Source organism: Microbacterium invictum (assembly GCF_034421375.1).
Classification (GTDB): Bacteria; Actinomycetota; Actinomycetes; order Actinomycetales; family Microbacteriaceae; genus Microbacterium; species Microbacterium invictum_A.
The window spans coordinates 18,641-41,074 of the sequence record NZ_CP139779.1 but is presented as its reverse complement, the minus strand read 5'-3'; the positions used below and the strand labels follow the sequence as shown (position 1 = coordinate 41,074).

Annotated in this window: 22 protein-coding genes and 1 tRNA gene; 18 read left to right on the top strand and 5 right to left on the bottom strand. The window is 70.9% G+C overall.

Annotation, left to right across the window (positions count from 1 at the left end; translation table 11 throughout):
• Positions 1-9: 9 nt before the first annotated feature.
• Positions 10-1,071, bottom strand: coding sequence for a LacI family DNA-binding transcriptional regulator (locus T9R20_RS00215; protein WP_322410562.1), 1,062 nt, complete (start codon positions 1,069-1,071; stop codon positions 10-12).
• Positions 1,072-1,129: 58 nt separating this feature from the next.
• On the opposite strand from T9R20_RS00215, the gene T9R20_RS00210 reads away from it, so the two are divergent.
• The 5 genes from T9R20_RS00210 to T9R20_RS00190 are packed head-to-tail and all read left to right on the top strand — an operon-like array spanning position 1,130 to position 7,305.
• Positions 1,130-2,362: an MFS transporter gene (locus tag T9R20_RS00210; protein WP_322410561.1), complete on the top strand. Its 1,233-nt coding sequence runs from the start codon at positions 1,130-1,132 to the stop codon at positions 2,360-2,362.
• Between the two features lie 58 nt (positions 2,363-2,420).
• Complete coding sequence (gene nucS, locus T9R20_RS00205) at positions 2,421-3,116, top strand: endonuclease NucS (RefSeq protein ID WP_322410560.1); 696 nt, start codon at positions 2,421-2,423, stop codon at positions 3,114-3,116.
• 43 nt (positions 3,117-3,159) lie between these two features.
• Positions 3,160-3,858, top strand: a complete 699-nt coding sequence (locus T9R20_RS00200) for an HAD hydrolase-like protein (protein WP_322410559.1) — start codon at positions 3,160-3,162, stop codon at positions 3,856-3,858.
• A 12-nt stretch (positions 3,859-3,870) separates the two neighbouring features.
• Positions 3,871-5,157, top strand: a complete 1,287-nt coding sequence (locus T9R20_RS00195; protein ID WP_322410558.1) for a hypothetical protein — start codon at positions 3,871-3,873, stop codon at positions 5,155-5,157.
• Between the two features lie 30 nt (positions 5,158-5,187).
• Positions 5,188-7,305 (top strand): DUF2156 domain-containing protein, encoded by a 2,118-nt coding sequence (locus T9R20_RS00190; protein WP_322410557.1) that lies wholly within the window; start codon positions 5,188-5,190, stop codon positions 7,303-7,305.
• A 6-nt stretch (positions 7,306-7,311) separates the two neighbouring features.
• Here the strand turns inward: T9R20_RS00190 and T9R20_RS00185 are convergent, their stop codons facing one another.
• Positions 7,312-7,518: a cold-shock protein gene (locus T9R20_RS00185; RefSeq protein ID WP_322410556.1), complete on the bottom strand. Its 207-nt coding sequence runs from the start codon at positions 7,516-7,518 to the stop codon at positions 7,312-7,314.
• Positions 7,519-7,835: 317 nt separating this feature from the next.
• On the opposite strand from T9R20_RS00185, the gene T9R20_RS00180 reads away from it, so the two are divergent.
• From T9R20_RS00180 to T9R20_RS00155, 6 genes are all read left to right on the top strand, one after another.
• A complete protein-coding gene (locus tag T9R20_RS00180) occupies positions 7,836-8,504 on the top strand; it encodes a GntR family transcriptional regulator (RefSeq protein WP_322410555.1) in 669 nt (222 codons plus the stop codon).
• A gap of 9 nt (positions 8,505-8,513) precedes the next feature.
• On the top strand, positions 8,514-9,005 hold the full coding sequence (locus tag T9R20_RS00175) for a GNAT family N-acetyltransferase (protein ID WP_322410554.1): 492 nt from the start codon (positions 8,514-8,516) through the stop codon (positions 9,003-9,005).
• Between the two features lie 224 nt (positions 9,006-9,229).
• Positions 9,230-9,562: a PadR family transcriptional regulator gene (locus tag T9R20_RS00170; protein WP_322410553.1), complete on the top strand. Its 333-nt coding sequence runs from the start codon at positions 9,230-9,232 to the stop codon at positions 9,560-9,562.
• A complete protein-coding gene (locus T9R20_RS00165; protein ID WP_416182921.1) occupies positions 9,559-9,924 on the top strand; it encodes a DUF1048 domain-containing protein in 366 nt (121 codons plus the stop codon). The genes T9R20_RS00170 and T9R20_RS00165 overlap by 4 nt, the downstream gene beginning before the upstream one ends.
• Complete coding sequence (locus T9R20_RS00160) at positions 9,921-10,703, top strand: ABC transporter ATP-binding protein (RefSeq protein WP_322410552.1); 783 nt, start codon at positions 9,921-9,923, stop codon at positions 10,701-10,703. Before T9R20_RS00165 ends, T9R20_RS00160 begins: the two co-directional genes overlap by 4 nt.
• Entirely contained in the window at positions 10,700-11,461 is a 762-nt protein-coding gene (locus tag T9R20_RS00155; RefSeq protein WP_322410551.1) for an ABC transporter permease, read from the top strand. The genes T9R20_RS00160 and T9R20_RS00155 overlap by 4 nt, the downstream gene beginning before the upstream one ends.
• 7 nt (positions 11,462-11,468) lie before the next feature.
• Here T9R20_RS00155 and T9R20_RS00150 read toward each other — a convergent pair whose 3' ends face one another.
• On the bottom strand, positions 11,469-12,221 hold the full coding sequence (locus T9R20_RS00150) for an SDR family oxidoreductase (RefSeq protein WP_322410550.1): 753 nt from the start codon (positions 12,219-12,221) through the stop codon (positions 11,469-11,471).
• Between the two features lie 100 nt (positions 12,222-12,321).
• On the opposite strand from T9R20_RS00150, the gene T9R20_RS00145 reads away from it, so the two are divergent.
• Complete coding sequence (locus T9R20_RS00145; RefSeq protein WP_322410549.1) at positions 12,322-13,173, top strand: helix-turn-helix transcriptional regulator; 852 nt, start codon at positions 12,322-12,324, stop codon at positions 13,171-13,173.
• Between the two features lie 35 nt (positions 13,174-13,208).
• Here T9R20_RS00145 and fdhA read toward each other — a convergent pair whose 3' ends face one another.
• Positions 13,209-14,429 carry a formaldehyde dehydrogenase, glutathione-independent gene (gene fdhA / locus T9R20_RS00140; RefSeq protein WP_322410548.1) on the bottom strand — a complete coding sequence of 407 codons (1,221 nt, stop codon included), beginning with the start codon at positions 14,427-14,429 and terminating at the stop codon, positions 13,209-13,211.
• Positions 14,430-14,623: 194 nt separating this feature from the next.
• Positions 14,624-14,707: transfer RNA gene (locus tag T9R20_RS00135), tRNA-Leu, on the bottom strand.
• Between the two features lie 338 nt (positions 14,708-15,045).
• Between T9R20_RS00135 and T9R20_RS00130 the strand changes: the two genes are divergently transcribed.
• From T9R20_RS00130 to T9R20_RS00105, 6 genes are all read left to right on the top strand, one after another.
• On the top strand, positions 15,046-15,786 hold the full coding sequence (locus T9R20_RS00130) for a DUF3662 and FHA domain-containing protein (protein WP_322410547.1): 741 nt from the start codon (positions 15,046-15,048) through the stop codon (positions 15,784-15,786).
• Positions 15,783-16,349 (top strand): FHA domain-containing protein, encoded by a 567-nt coding sequence (locus T9R20_RS00125; protein WP_322410546.1) that lies wholly within the window; start codon positions 15,783-15,785, stop codon positions 16,347-16,349. The genes T9R20_RS00130 and T9R20_RS00125 overlap by 4 nt, the downstream gene beginning before the upstream one ends.
• 18 nt (positions 16,350-16,367) lie before the next feature.
• Positions 16,368-17,606 (top strand): PP2C family serine/threonine-protein phosphatase, encoded by a 1,239-nt coding sequence (locus T9R20_RS00120; RefSeq protein WP_322410545.1) that lies wholly within the window; start codon positions 16,368-16,370, stop codon positions 17,604-17,606.
• Positions 17,603-19,009 (top strand): FtsW/RodA/SpoVE family cell cycle protein, encoded by a 1,407-nt coding sequence (locus T9R20_RS00115; RefSeq protein WP_322410544.1) that lies wholly within the window; start codon positions 17,603-17,605, stop codon positions 19,007-19,009. The genes T9R20_RS00120 and T9R20_RS00115 overlap by 4 nt, the downstream gene beginning before the upstream one ends.
• A 145-nt stretch (positions 19,010-19,154) precedes the next feature.
• Entirely contained in the window at positions 19,155-20,612 is a 1,458-nt protein-coding gene (locus T9R20_RS00110; RefSeq protein ID WP_322410543.1) for a peptidoglycan D,D-transpeptidase FtsI family protein, read from the top strand.
• Positions 20,609-22,387, top strand: coding sequence for a serine/threonine-protein kinase (locus T9R20_RS00105; RefSeq protein WP_322410542.1), 1,779 nt, complete (start codon positions 20,609-20,611; stop codon positions 22,385-22,387). Before T9R20_RS00110 ends, T9R20_RS00105 begins: the two co-directional genes overlap by 4 nt.
• The last annotated feature ends 47 nt before the right edge of the window (positions 22,388-22,434 follow it).

Here is a 22,434-nt window from a genome sequence, read left to right as displayed (position 1 = left end):
GCGTCCATTCTATTGGGCAGCAGGAGCGCGGCCCGACGTGTTCCCCTCGCGGAACGCGCAGGTGAAGTGCATCGAGACCGGGCTCGCGCCCTCGAGCATGCTCGCCACCGCGAGGCCGGCCGCGCGGCCCTTGTCGGCGGCCGGCTGCACGAGGGTGGTCAGCGCGTACGGCGCCAGGCCGTCGACGACGATGCCGTCGAAACCCGTCACGCTGAGGTCGTCGGGCACCCTCAGGCCCTGCTCCTCGGCGGCCCGGATGACGCCCGCCGCGAGCAGATCGCTCTGGGCGATGATCGCGGTGGGCCGGTCAGGCCCCGCCAGCAGCACGCGCCCCGCCGCCAGCCCCTCGTCGATGAAGCTGCCCGCGGCGGCGTAGGCGGGGGCCCCGGGGTAGACGTCGCGTGCCCCGGCCAGTCGGTCGCGCGTGACATCCACCGTCACCTCGGCGTCGGCCCCGAAGAAGCCCCGTGGGCGATCGGCGTTCACCGGAAGCGTGAGGATGACCACGTGCTCGTGACCGAGGGCGCGCAGGTGCCGGGCGGCGTGGCGCTGGGCCTCGCGGTTGTCGAGCCCGATGCGGGGGATGTCGCCTCCGGCATCCCCCTCGATGACCACGACCGGGATGCCACGGGCCCGCACCGTGTCGAGGGATCGCCGCATCAGCGGGCTGCACCCGATGAGCACGGCGGCATCGATCGGCGCGGTGGTGAGCGACGGCCCGGTCTCGGCGCTCTCGTCGTCGCGGAGGAGCAGCAGGCCGGCGCCGAGTCCAGCGACCCCCTCAGTGAGGCCGTCCATCATGAGGGTCTTCACCGGGTCGAGGAAGGCGGTGCCCAGGTGCTCTTCGAAGACGACGCCCACGATGCCCGATCGGCCGCGACGCAGCGACGCCGCCCGCGGGTCGGGTCCGGTGTACCCCAGGGCCGCCGCGGCGGCGAGCACGCGCGCGCGGGTCGCATCCGACACCGGCGTCTTGCCGCTGAAGACCACCGATGCCGTCGAGGCCGAGACGCCGGCCTCACGGGCGACATCGGCGATCGTGGCGCGGCGACGCTCGTCGGTGCGTTTCATCCGTCCAGCGTAACCGCCCGCCGTTCCGCGGATCGAAACGATTCGGTATCCTTCACGGGTGGAACTCGTCCTGACCCGTCCTCAGCTCGTGCGCTGGCGCACCGCTGTCTTCGCGATCTTCCTCGCCAGTGGACTGAGCATCGCCACCTGGGCCTCGCGGGTGCCCGCCATCAAGAGCGCGCTGGGCGTGGACAACGTCGAGATCGGGTTCCTCCTCCTCGGCGCCGGCGTCGCCTCGATCGTAGGGCTGTCGATCGCGTCGGCCGTCCTCGCCCGGTTCGGCGCGAAGCGCGGCATGCTCGGCGCGATGATCACCTTCGCGATCGGCGTCGCGATCGTGGGAGTCGGCACCGACGCCGTCCCCTCGTACGGGATCGTGCTGCTCGGCCTCTGCCTGTTCGGCTTCGGCAACGGCGCGGTCGACGTGATGATGAACATCGACGGCGCGGCGATCGAGAAGCAGTCGAACAAGACGATCCTCCCGCTTTTCCACGCGTTCTTCAGCTTCGGCACAGTCATCGGCGCGGGTGTCGGAGCCCTCGCCGCGGCGGCGGGGATCAACGTGCTCGCCCACACCGTGACCATGGCCGGTGTCGTGGTCGTAATCGCGCTGACCACCTACCCGGCCGTGCCGGCGCGCGACCTCGCCGAGGACCCGGCCCCGGGGGAGCGGGCGGGCTGGCGCGAGCGCCTGCACACCAACCTCTCGGCCTGGCGCGAGCCGCGCACCTACGCGCTGGGCGTGATCATGCTCGGCATGGCCTTCGCCGAGGGCGGGGCCAACGACTGGCTGGCGCTCGGCGTCGTCGAAGGGCACGGTGCCACCGAGGCCGTCGGGGCGGCGGGGCTCACCGTGTTCTCGGTCAGCATGACCGTCGTGCGCGTGCTCGGCGGACCCCTCGTCGACCGCTTCGGTCGCGTGAACACCCTTCGCATCCTCGCGGTCACCGCCGCGGTGGGGCTGCTGCTGTTCATCCTCGCCCCGAACCTGCCGCTCGTCTTCGTCGGCGCCGCGCTCTGGGGAGCGGGCGCGTCGCTCGGCTTCCCGCTCGGGATGTCGGCCGCCGCCGACGACCCCGCCCGCGCAGCGGCCCGGGTGAGCGCCGCCGCGACGATCGGCTACGTGGCGTTCCTCTGCGGGCCGCCGATCCTCGGGTTCATCAGCGAGCAGATCGGTCTGCTGAACACGCTGTTCATCCTCGTCGCGCTGATCGTGGCATCCGGCATCGCGTCGCCGGCCGCGCGCCCGATCGCCGGCTCCACCGTCGGCGCCGGTCACCCGCAGCGCTGAGCTCCGGCGAACCACCGATCCACCGGCACCATGCACCTCCGGCGACTACGCTCGACGGGTGCGCCTGGTCATCGCTCGCTGCTCCGTCGATTACACGGGCCGTCTCACCGCTCACCTGCCGCTCGCGACGCGGCTGCTCGTCCACAAGGGCGACGGGAGTCTGCTCGTGCACTCCGACGGCGGCTCGTACAAGCCGCTGAACTGGATGAGTCCGCCCTGCACGCTCACGGTGCAGACGCCGGATGAGGATGCCGCGGCGGCGGGCGTCGTCGAGCAGTGGCGCGTCACCCACGCCAAGACCGGCGATGCGCTGCTGGTGCACCTCTACGAGGTGCTGCACGACTCGTCGCACGACCTGGGCGTCGACCCGGGTCTGCAGAAGGACGGCGTCGAAGCCGACCTGCAGCGCCTCCTCGCCGAGCAGGTCGCCCTCGTGGGGGAGGGGGTCTCGCTCGTGCGGCGCGAGTTCCCCACCGCGATCGGCCCGGTCGACCTGCTGCTGCGCGATCCCGACGGCGGCACCATCGCCATCGAGGTCAAGCGCCGCGGCGACATCGACGGCGTGGAGCAGCTCACCCGCTACCTCGAGCTGCTCAACCGCGACCCGCACCTCGCGCCGGTGAGCGGCGTCTTCGCCGCGCAGGAGATCAAGCCCCAGGCGCGCGTGCTCGCGGCAGACCGCGGCATCCGGTGCCTCACCCTCGACTACGAGGAGATGAAGGGCGTGGACTCGGGGCACCTGCGCCTGTTCTGACCCGCGGTCCGCGCGCCCGCTGCGGACTTGTAGCGTGGAGGTCATGTCGACGCGCTCACCCTGGACCTGCATCCTGTGGGATGTCGACGGCACCATCATCGACGCGTCGGTCGGCATCCTCCGCCGCCTGACCATCACGCTCGAGCACTTCGGAAAGCCCGCGCCCACCCGCGAGGAGCTCGCCCACTGGATCGGCCCGCCTATGTACGAGTCGTTCCAGGTGAACGTCGGGATGACGCCCGCCGAGGCCACCGAAGCGGTGGCCTTCTACCGGACCCTTGGCAAGCAAGACGGCTACACCACCGACGCGCGGCTCTTCCCCGGCATCGCCGAGATCATCCGCGATGCCCACGCCGCCGGCATCCCGCAGGCGACCGCCAGCTCGAAGCCCGAGGTGCAGGTCGTCGCCCTCATGGAGCACTTCGACCTCTCACCCCTGTTCACGGCGATCGCGGGGGCGACCCCGGACGAGAGGACGCTGAGCGCGAAGTCCGACATCGTCGCCGAGGCGCTCCGCCGCCTCGAGGCCGCGGGCGTCGACACCGACCGTCCGGTGCTGATCGGCGATCGCCACCACGACATCGAGGGCGGCGCCGAGCACGACGTGCCCGTGATCTTCGTGACCTGGGGCTTCAGCTGGCCGCACGAGGCCGAGGGCGCCCAGGCCGTGGTCGAGGATCCGGCGGCGCTGCGGAGGCTCCTGCTCCTCCCCGACGACGACGCCGGCCGCGGCGACGGGTGAGCGGGGCGCACCGTGACCGAGCCGGCCGATGAGTTCCTCCGCTGGGTGATTCCCGCCGCGGTCGTGTTCGGGGTGACCGCGCTCGCGGTGATCGCCGGACTTCTCGCACTGCGGCGCGCACGCCGATCTCCGAAGGCGCGTGCGGCCGCCGAGGCGGCGCAGAACGAGGCCGGACGCGCGCTGGTGCGCCTGGACGACGCGGTCGACGACCTCGATGTGGAGGTGAGTCTGTCGGGTGCGCTGTACGGCGGCGACGCCCCCACGGCGCTCCGGCGCGCCCGGATGACCGCCCAGCACGTCCGCGACGACGGATTCGAGGAGTACCGGCGCCTCGCCGACCGACTGGCCGGCGGCGAGGAGGCGGCTCGAGTGCGCCGGAGCGCCGAGGCCATCACCCGACGCGTCGATGCCGCACTGCGCACCGTCGAGGTCGCGCGCACCGCGCACGCCGCGTGGGTGACCTCGCACGTCTCGGCCGCCGAACAGGTCCGCGCGGCGCAGGCGCGGCTGGCCGAGGTGCGCGCCGCGATGGGCGATCCCGAGGCACTCATCGCGCAGCTCGCCCGCTTCGACGAGCGCGAATGGCAGGATGCCGCGGCGGCAGCCCGCGCCGCCGTCACCGAGGCCGATGAGGCCGAGGAGCGCCTCGCCGAGGCGTCCCGCTCCGCCGCCGACCCGAGCCGGAACGCCCTCGCCGACCTCGCCGCCGGCGAGCGCGCCCTCCGCCGCGCCGAGGCCGACGCCCGCACGCTCGAAGAGACCTATCGCCTCATCACTCAGGCGTCGCAGGCGCTCCCGGACGAATTCGATTCCGCGCGTGGCGCGCTGCGGGCCGCCACGGCAACACGGGCGAAGCTCGAACCCGCCCACGCGGAGCGTCTGGGCGAAGAGATCCGCGCCGTCGCGTCATCCCTCGATGCCCTCGAGAGCGGAGCTGCCCGCCGCCCCACGCAGACGATCGGCGAGATCGCGCGGCTGCGCGACCGCCTCGACGCGGCTCTGGGCGACGCACGGACCGCGCAGCAACGGCTCCGCGGAGCCCGCACCGCCCTGCCGGGTACGCTCGCCGCCGCGCGCAACGGCGTCGCCCTCGCCGAGGCGGCGATGTCGGGCGTGCGCCCCGGCGCAGACGCGCGGGCCCGCCTCATCTCGGCGCAGCGCGACCTCGCGGCGGCGCGGCAGGCGCAGGATCCCGTCGAGGCCCTCGACGCTGCGCGACGCGCGCTCCGGCACGCCGAGGACGCCCAGGCGCTCGCGCGGTACGCCGCCGACGAGGGCGGCGCCGGCGACCCCGTGTGAGAGTGCCGGGCCCTCGCTAGGGTGAGTGCCATGGCGGGGGCGGGCGACGACGCGGGCGGCACCACGACGAAGGATGCCGCGGGCGCGGCGCCGCGCACGGCGGGTCCGATCCTCCGGGTCATCGGCCGCATCCCCGCGACCCTCGCCCTGGTCGCCCTGATCCTCGCGGCGGGGGTGATCTGGCAGGGTCTCTGGCGGCCCTTCGAGGACGCCGAGCTCTACGACACCGTCGCCTACGGCCTCCCCGCCCTCCTCGAAGGACGCTGGTGGACGCCGGTCACCGGCACCTTCTTCGTCAACCAGCCGTGGGTGTATGTCTTCACCATCGCCGGCTTCTGGGGCATGGCGTACTTGGAGTACCACCGCGGCACGCGCGTCGCGCTGGCGTACTTCTGGATCGGACAGCTCTTCGCCGTGTGCGCGACGGCGCTGCTGCTGTGGTTCGCGGCGCTGCTGCCCTGGGAATGGGCCCAGACCGAGGCGGCCGCGCTCGATGTCGGCGCCTCGGGCGGGACGATGGCGTGCATCGCGGCCGCAGTGGGGCTCTTCCCGCCGCCCTGGCGCGTGCGCGCGTGGCTCGTGCTCCTCGGCTTCGTCTTCGTCGCGCTGCTGTTCTGGGGGGCGCTCCCCGACCTCGAGCACGTCGTGGCCGTCGTGCTCATCCTCTTCGCCGACCGGTCGCTGCGCGTGCAGCGCATCACGGTGCGCGAGCAGCGACTGCTGGCCTTCGTGTCGATCCTCGTGCTCGGTGTCATCCAGATCGCTCTGGTCATCGTGCCGACCAACGGGCCGTTCGGCCCCACCGAGCCGGTCTCGGGCGGGTTCTTCGACGTCGCGTTCGACACCATCGTGATCGCGGTCATCGCCAACGGGCTGCGTCTCGGGCGCCGGTGGGCGTGGGTGCTCGCGGTCATCCTCGGCACCCTGAACGTGCTGGTGGGCGTGCTGATCGTCGTCGCGATCGCCCTCAGCAACGAGGCGCAGGTCGAGGTCGTGATCGACGGCGAGACCGAGATCGGCCTCGTCTCGGCGGCGCTCTGGCTGCTGCTCGTGATCTACCTCATCTGGGTGCGGGCCGCCTTCCGCGCCAAGCCCCGGCGCGGGCTCGGCGCGGCGCCGGTACCGACCGTGGCCGAGGTGAAGGACCTGATCCGCGCCGACGGCGGCGGCACCCTGTCGTGGATGGCGACGTGGGAGGGGATGGCCTACGCCCGGACCACCGGGGGCGTCGTCCCCTACCAGCGGCACCTGGGCACGGCGATCGCCCTCGGCGATCCGCTCGGGCCCGAGGACTCGCGGGCCGACTCGGTGCGCGGGTTCGCCGACGCGGCCGAGCGCGCGGGGCTCATCCCCTGCTTCTTCAGTGCCGGCGAGGCCACCCGCGCCGCGGTCCCGGACGGATGGCGGAGCCTCGTCGTCGCCGACGACACCATCGTCGACCTGCCCGGACTCCAGTTCACCGGCAAGGCCTGGGGCGCGGTGCGCTCGTCGCTCAATCGCGCCGAGCGCGAGGGGATGTCGTTCCGAATGACGCGGCTCGGCGACGAGCCGTGGGGCGTCCAGGCGCAGCTGCGCGCGATCTCGGAGTCGTGGGTGGGCGACAAGGGACTTCCCGAGATGCGATTCACTCTGGGGACGCTCATCGAGGCCGCCGACCCCGAGGTGCGCATGGCGCTGGCGCTCTCACCCGCGGGCGACGTCGACGGCTTCCTCTCGTGGCTGCCGGTCTACGGCCCGGGCGGTGCGGTGCGCGGATGGACGCTCGATCTCATGCGTCGTCGAGACGGCGGATTCGGGCCGGTGATGGAGTTCCTCATCGGCTCGTCCGCGCGGCACTTCGCCGACGAGGGGGCGGCCGTGCTGTCGCTGTCGGGCGCACCGCTCGCTCACGAGAACCCCGCCGATGCGGGGATCATCGCCGATCTCACCGATCGGCTCGCGCAGATGCTCGAGCCGGTCTACGGGTTCCGCTCGCTGCACCGCTTCAAGCAGAAGTTCAACCCGCGCTACGAGACGATGTACCTGCTCTACCGCGACGAGGGCGACCTGTCGCGCATCGCCGCCGGCCTCACCCGCGCGTTCCTGCCCGACGCGACGTTCCGTCAGTTCGCGGGCGCGGGCCTGGAGCTGGTGCGGGGGAAGGACTGACCCGCGTCAGAGAGGGCGGATGCTCTCGGCCTGCAGGCCCTTCGGACCCTGCACGACGTCGAACTCCACGCGCTGATTCTCCTCGAGGGAACGGTATCCGCTGGCCTCGATGGCCGAGTAGTGCGCGAACACGTCGGCGCTCCCGTCATCCGGTGCGATGAAACCGAAGCCCTTCTCGGAGTTGAACCACTTGACCGTGCCCTGCGTGCTCATCTACTGCCTTCGTTCGGCGCGCGAGCCCGATGCCCGCGCTGCGTCACCCACGCTAACGAAGGCCGCCCCCACAGGAGCGAGATGGTGACGGAAACGTTGCGAAACGAGGCGCCGACGGGTGCCGCGACCAGCCGATGCATCCGGTTCCATCGTCCGCCCGGGCCGAGCCAGAGAGCTCGAGGCCCGGGCGTCGACGGATCCCCCCGGATGTGTCGCGGCGCCGTCGCAGGGACGGCGCGTGTCGCGACAACTCACACTGTACTGATATATCGCCGGTGATGCGAGTTCATATGACGGATGAATACACTTGTGCCGTCATGTCAGACACCGCCTTCACACCGCTGACGCCCCGCGAGGGAGCGGCCCTCGGCGACGACGTCTACGCGGTGCTGGGCGAGGCCATTCTGCGGGGCACCCTGCGACCGGGCGACCGCCTCCGCGACGTCGAACTCGCCTCGCGCCTCGGCGTCTCCCGAACCCCGGTGCGCGAGGCCCTGCAGCGCCTCGAGCGCCTCGGTCTCATCGAGGTCGCGGCGAACAAGTACACCCGGGTGAGCGCGCCGCATCCCGACGCCTACGCCCACACCACCGAGTTCATGACCTACGTCGCCGGGGACGCGGCCATCCTCGGGCTGGCGCGCGCGACCGAGCAGGAGCACGCCGACCTGGTCGACGCCGTGGACGCCCTCATCGACTGCTCGGAGCGCGACGACGGCCTGGGGATCCTGGGGAGCACGACCGCCTTCTATCAGCTGCTGATCCGCGCGACGGCCAACCGGGTGTTCATCACGATCATGCGGGAGGCCGGCCTCGCCCTGCAGCGGAACCTCCAGGGGTGGACGAAGCCCGACGAGGACGTCGAGGTCCGCACCGCGCGCTACCGGAGCCTGCGGGAGGCCGTCGTCGCCCGCGACGGCCACGCGGCCGAACGCCTGCTGATGGAGCTGAACCACCTCCCGTCCCCCTGCGGGCCAGACCCTCGGTAGGTTGGCCTCGTGGGCCACATCGAACTGCGAGAGCTCGACGACGACGATCTCGACGCCGTGTTCGAGATGATGCGCGACCCCGCCGCGGTCGAACTGGCCGCCTTCACCGCGGACGATCCGGATGATCGCGGCGCCTTCGATCGCTGGACAGCGCGCATCCGCAGCGACGACGACGTGCTCTACCGCGTCGTCACCGAAGACGGTGCCTTCGCGGGAGCCGTCGGGTCGTTCACCGTCGACGGTGACCGCGAGGTGACCTACTGGATCGCGCGGCATGCGTGGGGGAGAGGCGTGGCGACGCAGGCGCTGCGCCTTTTGGTCTCGCGCGAGCCCGTGCGTCCGCTCTTCGCGCGCGTGGCCGTGCACAACGCCGCGTCCCGTGCGGTCCTCACCCGATGCGGCTTCACCGAGGTGTCCCGGACGACGTCGTTCGCTCCGGGCGTCGGGCGCGACGTCGAAGAAGCCGTCTACACGCTGCTCCCCGTCCTCGACGGCAACTGACGCCGCGCTGCGGCATCCCTCCTTCCCCTCTCCACCCGCCCGGCTGCCACCCGCCCGGCTGCACACAACAGCGGGTCGGTCCACCGACACCCCGGAGACGGATGCCGCGGGGCGGCGAGTCGGCGATGATCCCCGCAGTTGCTCACGCCTGCCCCTTGCATTCTCGCTAGTCAGCGATACTATGTACCAGTACTCATCAACACTGAGTACTGAGGGAGACACCGATGGGCAAGCAGACCACCGAGATGCTGAAGGGCATCCTCGAGGGGATCGTGCTCGCGATCCTGGCCACCCGTCGCGCCTACGGCTACGAGATCACCACGTGGCTGCGCGACCAGGGTTTCACCGACATCGCCGAGGGCACCGTGTACGCGCTCCTCGTGCGCATCGAGCAGCGCGGGCTGGTCGATGTCCAGAAGGTGCCGTCGGAGAAGGGCCCGCCGCGCAAGGTCTACAGCCTCAACGCCGCGGGCCGCGACTACCTCGACGAGTTCTGGAGGACCTGGAGCTTCCTCTCCGAACGACTGCAACAGCTCCGCGAAGGGGGATCATCATGACCAACTGGATCGAATGGGTGACCGGCTCACTCGCCGACAAACGCCGCTGGCGCGCCTACCGCGCCCGCGTCGAGGCGCTGCCGGCCCCGTACCGCACCGCCGCCAAGGGCGTCGAGCGCTACCTCATGTACAACGGCGGCACCGATCAGGGCGAACTGCTGCTGCAGATGTTCGACGACCTGGCCGAGCTCTTCGAGGGCGCCGCCGCCGACGGCACGCCGGTGCGCGAGATCGTCGGCGACGACCCGGTCGAATTCGTCGACACCTTCAAATCCAACTACGGCATCGGCTCGTGGATCACCAAGGAGCAGAAGCGGCTGACCGCGGCGATCGAGCAGGCCGAGAAGGAGGAGACGTCGTGAACACCGCGGCGACAACGGCGGATCGCCCCGCGGTGCGGATCCGCGGGCTCGAGAAGGCCTTCGGCGACCTCTCCGTGCTGAAGGGCGTCGATCTCGACGTGCCGTCCGGCACGATCTACGCCCTGCTCGGCTCCAACGGCGCGGGCAAGACGACCGCGATCCGCATCCTCGCCACCCTGCTCCGCGCCGACGCGGGCACCGTCGAGGTCCAGGGACAGGATGCCGCGACCGCGGCCGCGCGCGTGAGAGAGGCGATCAGCCTCACCGGCCAGTTCGCCGCAGTGGACGAGGTGCTCACCGGCCGCGAGAACCTCATCCTCGTCGGGAGGCTGCGTCATGTCGCCGAGCCGGGAGCCGTGGCGGACGGGCTGCTCGCCCGGTTCTCGCTGACGGATGCGGGCGGCCGGCGCGTCGCGACCTACTCCGGCGGGATGCGACGGCGCCTCGACATCGCGATGAGCCTCATCGGCGAGCCGCCCGTCGTGCTCCTCGACGAGCCGACCACGGGATTGGATCCGCAGGCTCGCATCGAGGTGTGGGATGCCGTCCGCGAACTCGCCCGGGGTGGCACGACCATCCTCCTCACCACCCAGTACCTCGACGAGGCCGAGCAGCTGGCCGACCGCATCGCGATCCTCCACGAGGGCCGCATCATCGCCGAAGGCACCCTCGACGACCTCAAGCGACGGTTTCCGCCGGCGCGCGTGGAGTACGTCGAGAAGCAGCCGACCCTCGAGGAGATCTTCCTCGCGATCGTCGGCGGAAAGGACACCCCATGACCACGCACGTCGTCGGCGACACCGCCGCGCTCACCGGACGGTCGCTCCGCCACATCCTGCGCAGCCCCGACACGATCGTCACCACCGCGGTGATGCCGATCGCCTTCCTGCTGCTGTTCGTCTTCGTCTTCGGCGGGGCCATCCAGACGGGCGGCGAGTCGTACGTGGACTATCTCCTTCCCGGCATCCTGCTCATCACCGTGGCCTCGGGCGTCGCCTACACCGCCTACCGGCTCTTCCTCGATCTGCAGGGCGGGATCTTCGAGCGCTTCCAATCGATGCCCATCGCGCGGTCGTCGGTGCTGTGGGCGCACGTCCTCACCTCCGTCGTCGCGAATGCGGTGTCGCTGGCGGTGGTGGTCGCCGTGGCCCTCGTCATCGGATTCCGGAGCCCCGCGAGCGTCGGGGCGTGGCTCGCCGTCGGCGGCATCCTGCTGCTGTTCACCCTCGCCCTCACCTGGCTCGCGGTGATCGCGGGCCTCTCGGCGAAGACCGTCGACGGCGCGAGCGCGTTCTCGTACCCGCTGATCTTCCTGCCGTTCCTCAGCTCGGCGTTCGTGCCCACCGACACGATGCCCGGGCCGGTGCGGTGGTTCGCCGAATACCAGCCGGTGACCTCCATCGTCAACGCGATACGGGCCCTTCTGGCGGGCGACACCCCGGGCGCGGATCTGTGGATCGCCCTCGCCTGGTGCGTCGGGATCCTCGTGGCCGCCTACCTCGGCGCCGCGCTGGCGTACCGACGGCGGTTCCGCTGACCCCCGCTCACGCCGGGGCGTTGAGCGCGGCGACCACCTCCGGGTAGTCGCCGCGCGCCTCGCCGTAACGGAGGAACTTCACCCGCTCGACCTGCACCTCGGTCGCATCCGGGTTCTCGCGCAGGATGTCGATGACCTCGTCGATGAACGCGTCGAGCGGCATCGCCGATGCCTCGTCCCGGTGGCCGGGCAAGAGGTCGGTGGCCACCGACGGCGGCTCGAGCTCCATGATCCGCACCGAGGTGCCGGCCAGCTGCAGCCGCAGGGTTTCGCTCAGCATGTGGATGGCCGCCTTCGTGGCGTTGTAGCTGGGTGTCGTGCGAAGCGGCGTGAAGGCGAGGCCCGACGACACGGTCATGATCGTCGCGTCCGGCCTGGTCTGCAGATGCTCGACGAAGGCGCCGATGAGTCGGATGGTGCCGAGGAGGTTGGTCGTGACGACCTCCTCGGCACTGTGAACGAAACCGCTCGCGGTCGTCCAGTCCTCCACGCGCATGATGCCCGCCATCGTCACGAGGACATTCAGATCCGGATGCCGCGCGAGGACCTCGCCCGCCGCTCGGGTGATCGAGGCGGGGTCCGCGACGTCGATCACCACGGTGTCGATGCCGGGATGCCGGGCGGCGATGTCGTCGAGGATGTCTGCGCGGCGCCCGCCGACGATGACGGTGTTGCCCTCGTCGTGCAGTCGCTCCGCGAGCGCGAGGCCGATCCCGCTCGTGGCACCGGGGATGAAGATGACGTTTCCGTGGATTCGCATGACACGAGTCCACCGCGGCGGACGCAGCCGCACGAGAGACGGATGATCGGGGGATCGCCGGTCCCTGGTTGCCACGGCGCACCGCAGGCATCATGAACGGATGGACCGCGCCGCCCTCGCCGATTTCCTCCGTCGTCGCCGCGAGAGCCTCCGTCCGCAGGACGTGGGTCTCGGACCGGGGGTGAGGCGCCGTGCCGCGGGACTGCGCCGCGAGGAGGTGGCATCGCTCGCCCTGATGTCGACCGACTACTACACGCGTCTCGAGCAGCAGCGGGGACCCCAGCCGAGCGACCAGATCCTCGCATCCCTCGCGCGGGCTCTCCGGCTGACCGCGGACGAGCGCGACTACCTCTATCGGATGGCGGGGCACGCGGTGCCCGATCGGGTCAGCGCCATGTCGCATGTCGCGCCAGCCCTCCAGCGCGTGCTCGATCGGCTCGACGACACCCCCGCGCTGATCATCTCGCGCCTCGGCGAGACGCTGGCCCAGAACGCCCTCGCCCTCACCCTGCTCGGCGACCACCGCGGCGAGACGGGGTGGAGCCGATACGAGGTGTACCGATGGTTCACCCGTCCGGCGACCGAGCGCGCCCACTACCCGGCTGCCGACCACGACCGCCAGAGCCGGGCGCTCGTCGCGGGGCTCCGCGATGCGTACGGGGCGCTGGGAGCGGGCTCGACCGCGGGCGACCTCGCGCGGGAGCTCGAACGGGTCAGTGCGGAGTTCGCCGATCTGTGGGAGCGCCAGGAGGTCGCGCACCGCTTCGCCGACCACAAGGTGCTGATCCATCCCGAGGTGGGGGAGATCGAGGTGGACTGCCAGGTGCTCTACACGGACGATCGCGGGCAGGCCCTCCTCGTGCTCACGGCTGTTCCGGGATCGGCGGACGAGGAGAAGATCCGGCTGCTCGGCGTCGTCGGCGCGCAGGACTTCGCCGGCGGCGACCGCTGACGCCGGATGGCCACCCCTCGTCCGCCTTCCTCAGGTCACGCGGCCTTGATGTATCCGTTCGGGTTCAGCACGTACTTGCGCGCGGCGCCCTGATCGAACTCCTCGTAGCCCCGGGGCGCGTCATCCAGCGCGATGGGGGTCGCATTCACTGCCTGCGCGATCTGCACCTTGTCGTGGAGGATCGCCATCATGAGCTGCCGGTTGTACTTCATCACCGGGCACTGTCCCGTCGTGAACGACAGCGACTTCGCCCACCCGAGACCGAGCCTCAGCGACAGCGACCCGACCTTCGCCGCGTCGTCCACGCCGCCGGGATCGCCCGTGACGTAGAGACCGGGGATGCCGAGTGCGCCGCCGGCGGCAGTGAGGTCCATGAGCGAGTTCAGCACCGTCGCCGGTGCCTCGTGCGCCGCGTCGGCCCCGTGCCCGCGTGCTTCGAAACCGACGGCGTCGACGGCGCAATCCACTTCGGGCACCCCGAGGATCTGCTCGATCTGATCCTTCGGGTCGCCCTTCGACACGTCGACGGTCTCGGCGCCGAACGAGCGGGCCTGCGCGAGCCGTTCCTCGTTGAGGTCTCCGACGATGACGACCGCCGCACCCAGCAGCTGCGCACCGACGGCGGCGGCGAGCCCGACCGGTCCTGCGCCGGCGATGTACACCGTCGAGCCCGGTCCGACCCCCGCCGTGTAGGCGCCGTGGAACCCCGTCGGGAAGATGTCCGAGAGCATCGTCAGGTCGAGGATCTTCTCCAGCGCCTGCTCGCGATCGGGGAACTTCAGCAGGTTCCAGTCGGCGTAGGGCACGAGCACGAACTCGGCCTGGCCACCCACCCAGCCGCCCATGTCGACGTAGCCGTAGGCGCTTCCCGGCCGATCGGGGTTGACGTTGAGGCAGATGCCGGTCTTGCCCTCTTTGCAGTTGCGGCAACGGCCGCATGCGATGTTGAAGGGGACCGAGACGATGTCTCCGACTTTGATGAACTCGACGTCGGGGCCGACCTCGACGACCTCACCGGTGATCTCGTGTCCGAGGACGAGGCCCTCGGGCGCCGTCGTGCGACCGCGCACCATGTGCTGGTCCGATCCGCAGATGTTCGTCGACACCGTCCGGAGAATCGCGCCGTGCGGAACCTTCCGGCCGACGTTCGCCGGGTTCACGCCCGGCCCGTCCTTGAGCTCGAACTCCGGATACGCGGTGTCGATCACCTCGACCACCCCGGGACCCTTGTATGCGACAGCCCTGTTCGTTGACATCGTCGTCCTCTCGTCGTGCGCGACGCGTACGCGCATCGCGCCTCCTGGTCCGAGCATGACCCTCGGACCGCCGCCGCTCTACGCCTTGACAGGAAGGTGTTTTCCGCCAGGATGCGCGCGTCGCGCGCGCCGCGGGTGGGGAATGACGAAGCCCCCGTCCGGGAAATCCCCGGTCGGGGGCTGATTCGTCGCTGTGCGCGAGGGGGGAGTTGAACCCCCACGCCCTTTCGGGCACTGGCACCTGAAGCCAGCGCGTCTGCCTATTCCGCCACTCGCGCGAGCCGCGGGTCATCGACCCGCAGAACTCAACTTCCCGAGGATATCACGCCGCCTGCCCCGCCTTCGGCCGCGCCCGCGGCATCCGTCCTTCGCCCCGCCGCCCACCCGCCCGAGCGACCCGACCCGCCCGCGGCATTCGACCCTCCACCCTCGCGATCGGTCAGAAATTGCCGCGTCGGCGTCTCGGGGACCGCATTCTCTGACGGATCGCGGCGGGGTGCGGCGGGGTGCGGCGACGGCCGGCGTGCCCGCCGGCGCGTGTCGTCCGGGGTGTGGATGGCCTGTCCAGGCTGGACAACTAACATGTACCGACTGGATCGCCTGCCTGAGGAGCCCCGTGGGACTACTAGACAGCTTCGAGAAGGGACTCGAACGCGCCGTCAACAGCGCCTTCGCCAAGACCTTCCGTAGCGGGATCCAGCCTGTCGAGATCGCGTCCGCGCTCCGCAGCGAACTGGACAAGAAGGCCGCCGTCGTCAGCCGCGACCGCATCCTCACCCCGCACACGTTCACGGTGCGCCTGGCCCCGAGCGACGAGGAGCGCATGCGCGCGATCGGCCCCGCCCTGGGCGAGGAGCTGCAGTCGCTGGTGCACAAGCACGCCCGCGCTCAGGGGTACAGCTTCGCCGGCCCGGTCACGATCACCCTCGAGCGCGACGACCAGCTCTCCACCGGCACGCTCCGCGTCGACAGCTCCAGCGCCGAGGGCGCGGTGTCGTGGCGCGGCGTGATCGACGTCGAGGGCAAGCGCCACCCGCTCACGAAGGGCCGCACCGTGATCGGCCGGGGCAGCGACGCCGACGTCACCATCTCGGATGCCGGGACGAGCCGAAAGCACGTCGAGGTGCTGTGGGACGGCGAGCGCGCGATGGTCCGCGACCTCGGCTCGACCAACGGCACGCTGCTGAACGGCAGCCGCGTCAGCGAGGCGCCGCTCTCTCCGGATTCGACCATCACGATCGGACGAACCGATATCGTCTTCCGCGTGGTGGCGCAGGCGGTACCTCCGCGGCCGTCCCGGCCGGCTCCCGACGCCACGCGCGCCTTCGACATCCGCGAACAGGGGCCGCTGCCGTGAGTGAACTGACCCTGCTGCTGCTGCGCATCGGCTTCCTGGTGCTGCTGTGGTTCTTCGTCTTCGCGGTGGTCTATTCGCTGCGCGCCGACCTGTTCGGCATGAAGGCCCGGAAGATGCCCGAGCCCGCGGCCGCCGCGGCGGCGCCTGCGGGGCCCGCGGTGACGAAGTCGCCCGCCTCGCCGTCGGCGATGACCGAACCCGTCGCCCGCGCCCGCCCGGCCGCGGCCGCCGCACCCGCCGCTCCCCAGAAGGGGGGCCCGGCGACCCCGACCACCGTGTCGCGCATCGTCATCACCAGCGGCCCGAAGGCCGGCCTCGAGCTGCCGCTCGGCACCGAGCCGCTCACGATCGGGCGCTCGAGCGAATCGGGCCTGGTGATCCGCGACGACTACACCTCGAGCCACCACGCCCGCATCATGCTCTGGGGCAACCAGTGGATGCTGCAGGATCTCGATTCCACCAACGGCACCTGGCACGACGGCGCCCGCGTGTCGGCGCCCGTCGCCATCACCGTCGGTGCGCCCATCCGCGTCGGGGCGACCACGTTCGAGCTCCGGAAGTAGCGGGCGGTCCCCTCCTTCATGGTCTTCCAAGGCTCGAGCGTCGCGATCTCGCACACCGGCAAGGTGCGCTCCAACAACCAGGACTCCGGCTACGCCGGATCCAACCTCTTCGTCGTCGCCGACGGCATGGGCGGCCACGCCGGGGGCGATGTCGCCTCGAGCCTCGCCATCGAACGCCTCCGCGATCTCGACGACTCGTTCACCTCGACCTCGGCCGCCGAGAGCGCGCTGCGCGACGCCATCGCCGAGACCGCGCAGCACCTGATCGACACCGTCGGGGTCAAACCCGAGCTCGCCGGTATGGGAACCACCGTCAGCGCGCTGCTGATGGTGGACGATTACGCCGTGATCGCCCACATCGGCGACTCGCGGATCTATCTGTACCGCAACGGCGCGCTGACCCAGATCACGACCGACCACACCTTCGTGCAGCGCCTGGTCGACTCCGGCCGCATCACCCCCGAGGAGGCGCGCTACCACCCGCGCCGCTCGGTGCTCATGCGGGTGCTCGGCGACATGGATCCCGACCCCGAGGTCGACACGTTCATCATGCCCACCCAACCCGGCGACCGGTGGCTGCTGTGCTCCGACGGACTGTCGGGCGTCGTCGACGACGCCCACACCGCCAAGGCCCTCGGACTCGGGCTCGCCCCGGGCCGCACCGCGGACTCGCTGCTGAAGCAGGCCCTCGACGGCGGAGCCCCCGACAACGTCACGATCGTCCTGGTCGACGTCGGCGGGCAGCATCCGGTCTTCTTCGGCACCCCCACGATCGTCGGTTCCGCCTCCAACCCCATCGGAGTCGAGGTGCCCGCCGCCCGTCCCGGGCGCAGCAGCTGGCTGCACCCCAACCGCGGCGCGGCGAACGAACCCACCCACTTCGAGCCTGACGCCGAGTTCCTCGAAGAGCTCATCGAAGAAGACCGCCGCCGCGCCCGCCGGCGCCGGATCGCCTGGTTCGCGGGGCTGATCCTCGTGATCGCAGCCCTCGCGACGACGTTGATCCTGGCCTACCAGTGGACGCAGACCCGCTACTTCGTCGGCGCCGACGACGACACCGTCGTCATCTACCGCGGCGTGCAGCAGGACATCGGCCCCCTGCCGCTGTCGACCCCCTACGAGGACACCGGCATCGACCTGTCCGACCTTCCCCCGTTCACGCGCACCACCGTCGAGCGGACGATCTCGGCCGACTCGCTCGACGAGGCGCGGACGATCGCCGACCGATTGCGCATCGCCGCGGAGGCGAACTCATGACCGCAGCCCCTCCCGGCATCACCCGCCCGGACGCCCCGTCGACCGACACCGCGGTGCTGCGCGCCCTGAAGCGCCTGAAGGTGCCGCAGACCCAGCGCAACCGCGAGCTGTTCCTCCTGCTGTTCGCGTGCGCGCTGACCTGGGGGGCGGTCGCCCTGGTGCAGCTGGGTGCGATCGGCGCGATCGAGCCGACGTTCCTCTACTACTGCGGCGGGCTCACCGTCCTCGTGCTCGCCCTGCACATCGTGCTGCGCTTCCGGGCTCGCGACGCCGATCCGTTCGTGGTGCCCATCGCGACGATCCTCACCGGCCTCGGCATCGCGATGATCTACCGGATCGACATCGCCATCGGCTCCCAGGGATGGGATGCCGCCTCGACCCGTCAGATGGCGTGGGCGGCGATCGCGGTGGTCGCCGCGGTGGTCGTGGTGATCTTCCTCCGCAACTACCGGGTGCTGTTCCGCTACACCTATGTCTCCGGCTTCGCCGGCATCGCCCTGCTGCTCCTGCCGATCGTTCCGGGCCTCGGCACCAACGCCAATGCGGACGTCTGGGTCTCGCTCGGATTCGTGTCGTTCCAGCCCGGGGAGCTCGCCAAGATCGCCCTCGCCATCTTCTTCGCGGGCTACCTCGTCCGCACCAGGGAGAGCCTCACCTCCACCGGAACACGGTTCCTCGGCATCACCTGGCCGCGCGCCCGCGAGCTCGGGCCGCTGCTGGTGATCTGGCTCGTCTCGCTCGGCATCATCGTGATGCAGCGCGACCTCGGCACCGGCACGCTCATCTTCGGCATGTTCGTCGCGATGCTCTACGTCGCCACCGGGAAGACCAGCTGGGTGCTGATCGGTGTGACTCTCGCCGCCTCCGGTGCCTTCCTCGCCTCGCGCGTGCTGCCCTACGTCGGCGGGCGGTTCGCGAACTGGCTGAACGCGTTCGACCCCGAGATCATCGAGCGCTCCGGCGGCAGCTACCAGCTGGTGCAGGGGATCTTCGGGCTCGCTCACGGCGGACTCATCGGTACCGGGCTCGGTCAGGGCCGCCCCAACATCACGCCGCTGTCGCAGAGCGACTACATCCTCCCGAGCCTCGGCGAAGAGCTCGGGCTCGTCGGCGTCTTCGCCATCCTGTGCCTGTACATGGTCTTCGTCAGTCGCGGTATCCGCATCGGGCTGGCGGGGCAGGATGACTTCGGAAAGCTCCTGGCCACGGGCCTGGCGTTCACCATCGCGCTGCAGGTGTTCATCATGGTCGGGGGCGTCACGCGCCTCATCCCCCTCACCGGCCTCACGACCCCGTTCCTCGCTGCGGGCGGGTCGTCGCTCGTTGCGAACTGGATCATCGTCGCCCTCCTCCTGCGCATCTCCGACGCCGTGCGCAGCCGGCCCCGGGTGGTGATCGGATGACGCGTCTCGGTGTGCGCTGTGCGGTGCCGGTTTCGGCGACGCATGCCCCCGCCGGCCTGCGGCCGGCTCCCGCCAGACCCGATGCCAGCGTCGCCGAAACCGGCACCGCTCCGCTCGCCTCGCGCCTTTTGGGAGGTGGAGAGAAATGACGAAGGAACTCCGCCGGCTCAGCATCATCGTGCTGCTGATGTTCCTCGCCCTCTTCGGGTCGACGAGCATCATCCAGGTCATCCAGGCCGAGACCCTCGCCGCGAACTCCGCCAACACCCGCTCCCTCTACGACTCGTACGAGGTGCAGCGCGGCTCGATCGTCGCGAGCGGCATCGAGATCGCGTCATCCGTCCCCTCCGACGACGTCTACAGCTGGCAGCGCGTGTACCAGAACGGCGACATGTGGGCTCCGGTGACGGGGTACATCAACCCGGCCCTCGGGTCGACGACCGGTATCGAGCAGGCCATGAACGGCGAGCTCAGCGGCACCTCGAACTCGCAGTTCCTCTCGCGCATCGAGCGGATCTTCACTGGTCAGCCGCCGCGCGGCTCGAACGTCGAACTGAGTCTGGATGCCACGGTGCAGCAGGCCGCCTACGACGCCCTCGGCGACCTTCAGGGCGCGGTCATCGCAATCGAGCCCGACACCGGGCGCGTGCTGGCGCTCGTGACGAGCCCGAGCTACGACACCAACCAGCTGGCGATCCACGACCCCGAGCAGGTCAACGCCACCTACGAGCAGCTGCTCGCCGACCCCGCCGACCCCCTCATCGACCGCGCGATCGGCGGCGACCTGAACCCGCCCGGGTCGACCTTCAAGCTCGTCGTCGCCTCGGCCGCCCTCGCCTCGGGTGACTACACCCCCGAGTCGGAGCTGCCGAACCCGGCCGTCTACCAGCTGCCGCAGTCGAGCAACGTGGTCTTCAACGCCAGCCGGGGCGCCTGCGGCCCGGGCGAGACGGTGACCCTCGCCGACGCGCTGCGGCTCAGCTGCAACATCCCCTTCGCCGAGCTCGCGGTCGAACTCGGCGACACGGCGATCCGCGAAGAGGCCGAGAAGTACGGCTTTAACCGCAGCTTCGACATCCCGCTCACCTCGACCGCCTCGCCCTACCCCCGGGCACTCGATGATCCGCAGACCGCCCTCACCGGGTTCGGCCAGGGGCAGGTCGACGCGACGCCGCTGCAGATCGCGATGGTCTCGGCGGGCATCGCCAACGGCGGCGTCGTGATGACCCCCCGGATGGTGGATCAGGTGATCGGGCCCGACCTGTCGGTGCAGCAAACCTTCGAGAGCACCGAGTTCGGCCGTGCGCTGGACGAGGATCTGGCTGCCGAGATGGTGACGATGATGGTCGCCAATGTCCAGGACGGCGCGGCGAGCGGTGCAAGAATAGACGGGGTCGACGTGGCCGGGAAGACCGGCACGGCGGAGAACGGATCAGACGAGCCGTACACGCTCTGGTTCACCGGTTTCGCACCCGCCGACGATCCCCAGGTCGCCGTCGCGGTGGTCATCGAAGACGGTGGCGGACAGGGCCAGTCCGGCAGCGGGAACACAATCGCGGCGCCCATCGCGAAGACGGTCATGGAGGCGGTGTTGGGAAGATGAGACCGACGCAGGGAGTGACCTTCGGAGGACGCTACGAACTGGACTCGCGCATCGCCATCGGCGGGATGGGCGAGGTCTGGGAGGCGACCGATCACGTCATCGGACGCACCGTCGCCATCAAGATCCTGAAAGACGAGTACATGGGCGACCCCGGGTTCCTCGAGCGCTTCCGCGCCGAGGCCCGGCACGCGGCCCTCGTGAACCACGAGGGCATCGCGAGCGTCTTCGACTACGGCGAGGAGGCGGGCTCCGCCTTCCTCGTCATGGAGCTCGTTCCCGGCGAGGCGCTGTCGACGATCCTCGAACGCGACGGCGCCCTGTCCACCGACAAGACGCTCGACATCGTCGCCCAGACCGCGGCGGCCCTGCAGGCCGCGCACGCGGCGGGCCTGGTGCACCGCGACATCAAGCCGGGGAACCTGCTCATCACCCCCGACGGCCGCGTCAAGATCACCGACTTCGGCATCGCGCGCATCGCCGACCAGGTGCCGCTGACGGCCACCGGTCAGGTCATGGGCACGGTGCAGTACCTCTCGCCCGAGCAGGCCTCGGGGCACCCCGCATCGCCCGCGACCGACATCTACTCGCTCGGGATCGTCGCGTACGAGTCCCTCGCCGGCAAGCGCCCCTTCACCGGCGAGTCGCAGGTCGCCATCGCGATGGCGCAGATCAACGAGCAGCCGCCGCCGCTTCCGCCGACGGTCGCGCAGCCGGTGCAGAACCTCGTCATGGCGATGATCGCCAAGAAGCCCGAGGATCGGCCCGCCTCCGCCGCCGCGGTCGCCCGCGCGGCATCGGCTCTTCGCCGGGGCGACCTCGCGGCGGCCGCCGCCGCGGTGCCCGCCATCGCGGGAGCGGCCGCGCTCGCCGACGACGCCACCCAGCTCCTCGCCCCCGCGGGCGCGACCGCGGCCGCGACGCAGATCCTCTCGGCGCCGCTTCCCGACTACGCCGAGCCGCAGGAGCCGGAGAAGAAGAAGCGCAGCCGCTGGACCTGGCCGCTCGTCGCCCTCATCGTCATCCTGCTCCTCGTCCTCGGCGGCACCCTCTGGGCCCTCTTCGCCAATCAGGGCGGCGCGTCGCCCGACCCCTCGGGATCGACCTCGACTTCGCGTCCGTCGCCCTCGCAGACGACCCCGTCGGCGACGCCGACGCAGGACCGGATCGACCTCGATTCGCTGGGTCTCGTCGGCGTCGACTGCGACACCGCGCGGGCGGCGGCGTTGAATGCCGGTGTGCTCACCGTCAACTGCCAGCAGGGCAACGCCGCTCCGACCGCGGACGATGTGTCCCTGGTGTACGACTACGAACCGCAGGGGTCGGTCACCCCCGACCAGGTGCTGACGCTGTCGTTCTACGGCCCGCAGACCGAGCTCCCGCAGCCCACCGCCCCGACGCTGAGCTCGGCGACGGTCGCGCCCGGCGGCAACCTCACCGTCAATTGGCAGGGCTACTCCTGCCCGGCCGGCGAGGGTTCACCCGGTGCCTACACGCTCACCGCGGTGAACGGGACGTTCTCGAACGGCCAGAACACCATGCCCTTCGACACCAACACGCGGCAGGCCCAGCTGACGGTGCCGAACAACGCCAGCGGCACGGTGCTCGTCACCTACACCGTCACCTGCACCGGCGGGCCCTCGGGTGAGCGCACCTCGGGTGCGTCTCCTGAAGCGCAGGCGTCGGTCCAGGCGGCGTCGCCCTCGCCGTCCGCGAGCAACGGCGACGGCAACGGCAACGGCGGCGAAGGCGGGGGCGACGACGGCGCGGACGGCTGACCCGCGGCATCCATTCCGGTCCCAGCGAGACCGCCGGGACCGTCCGT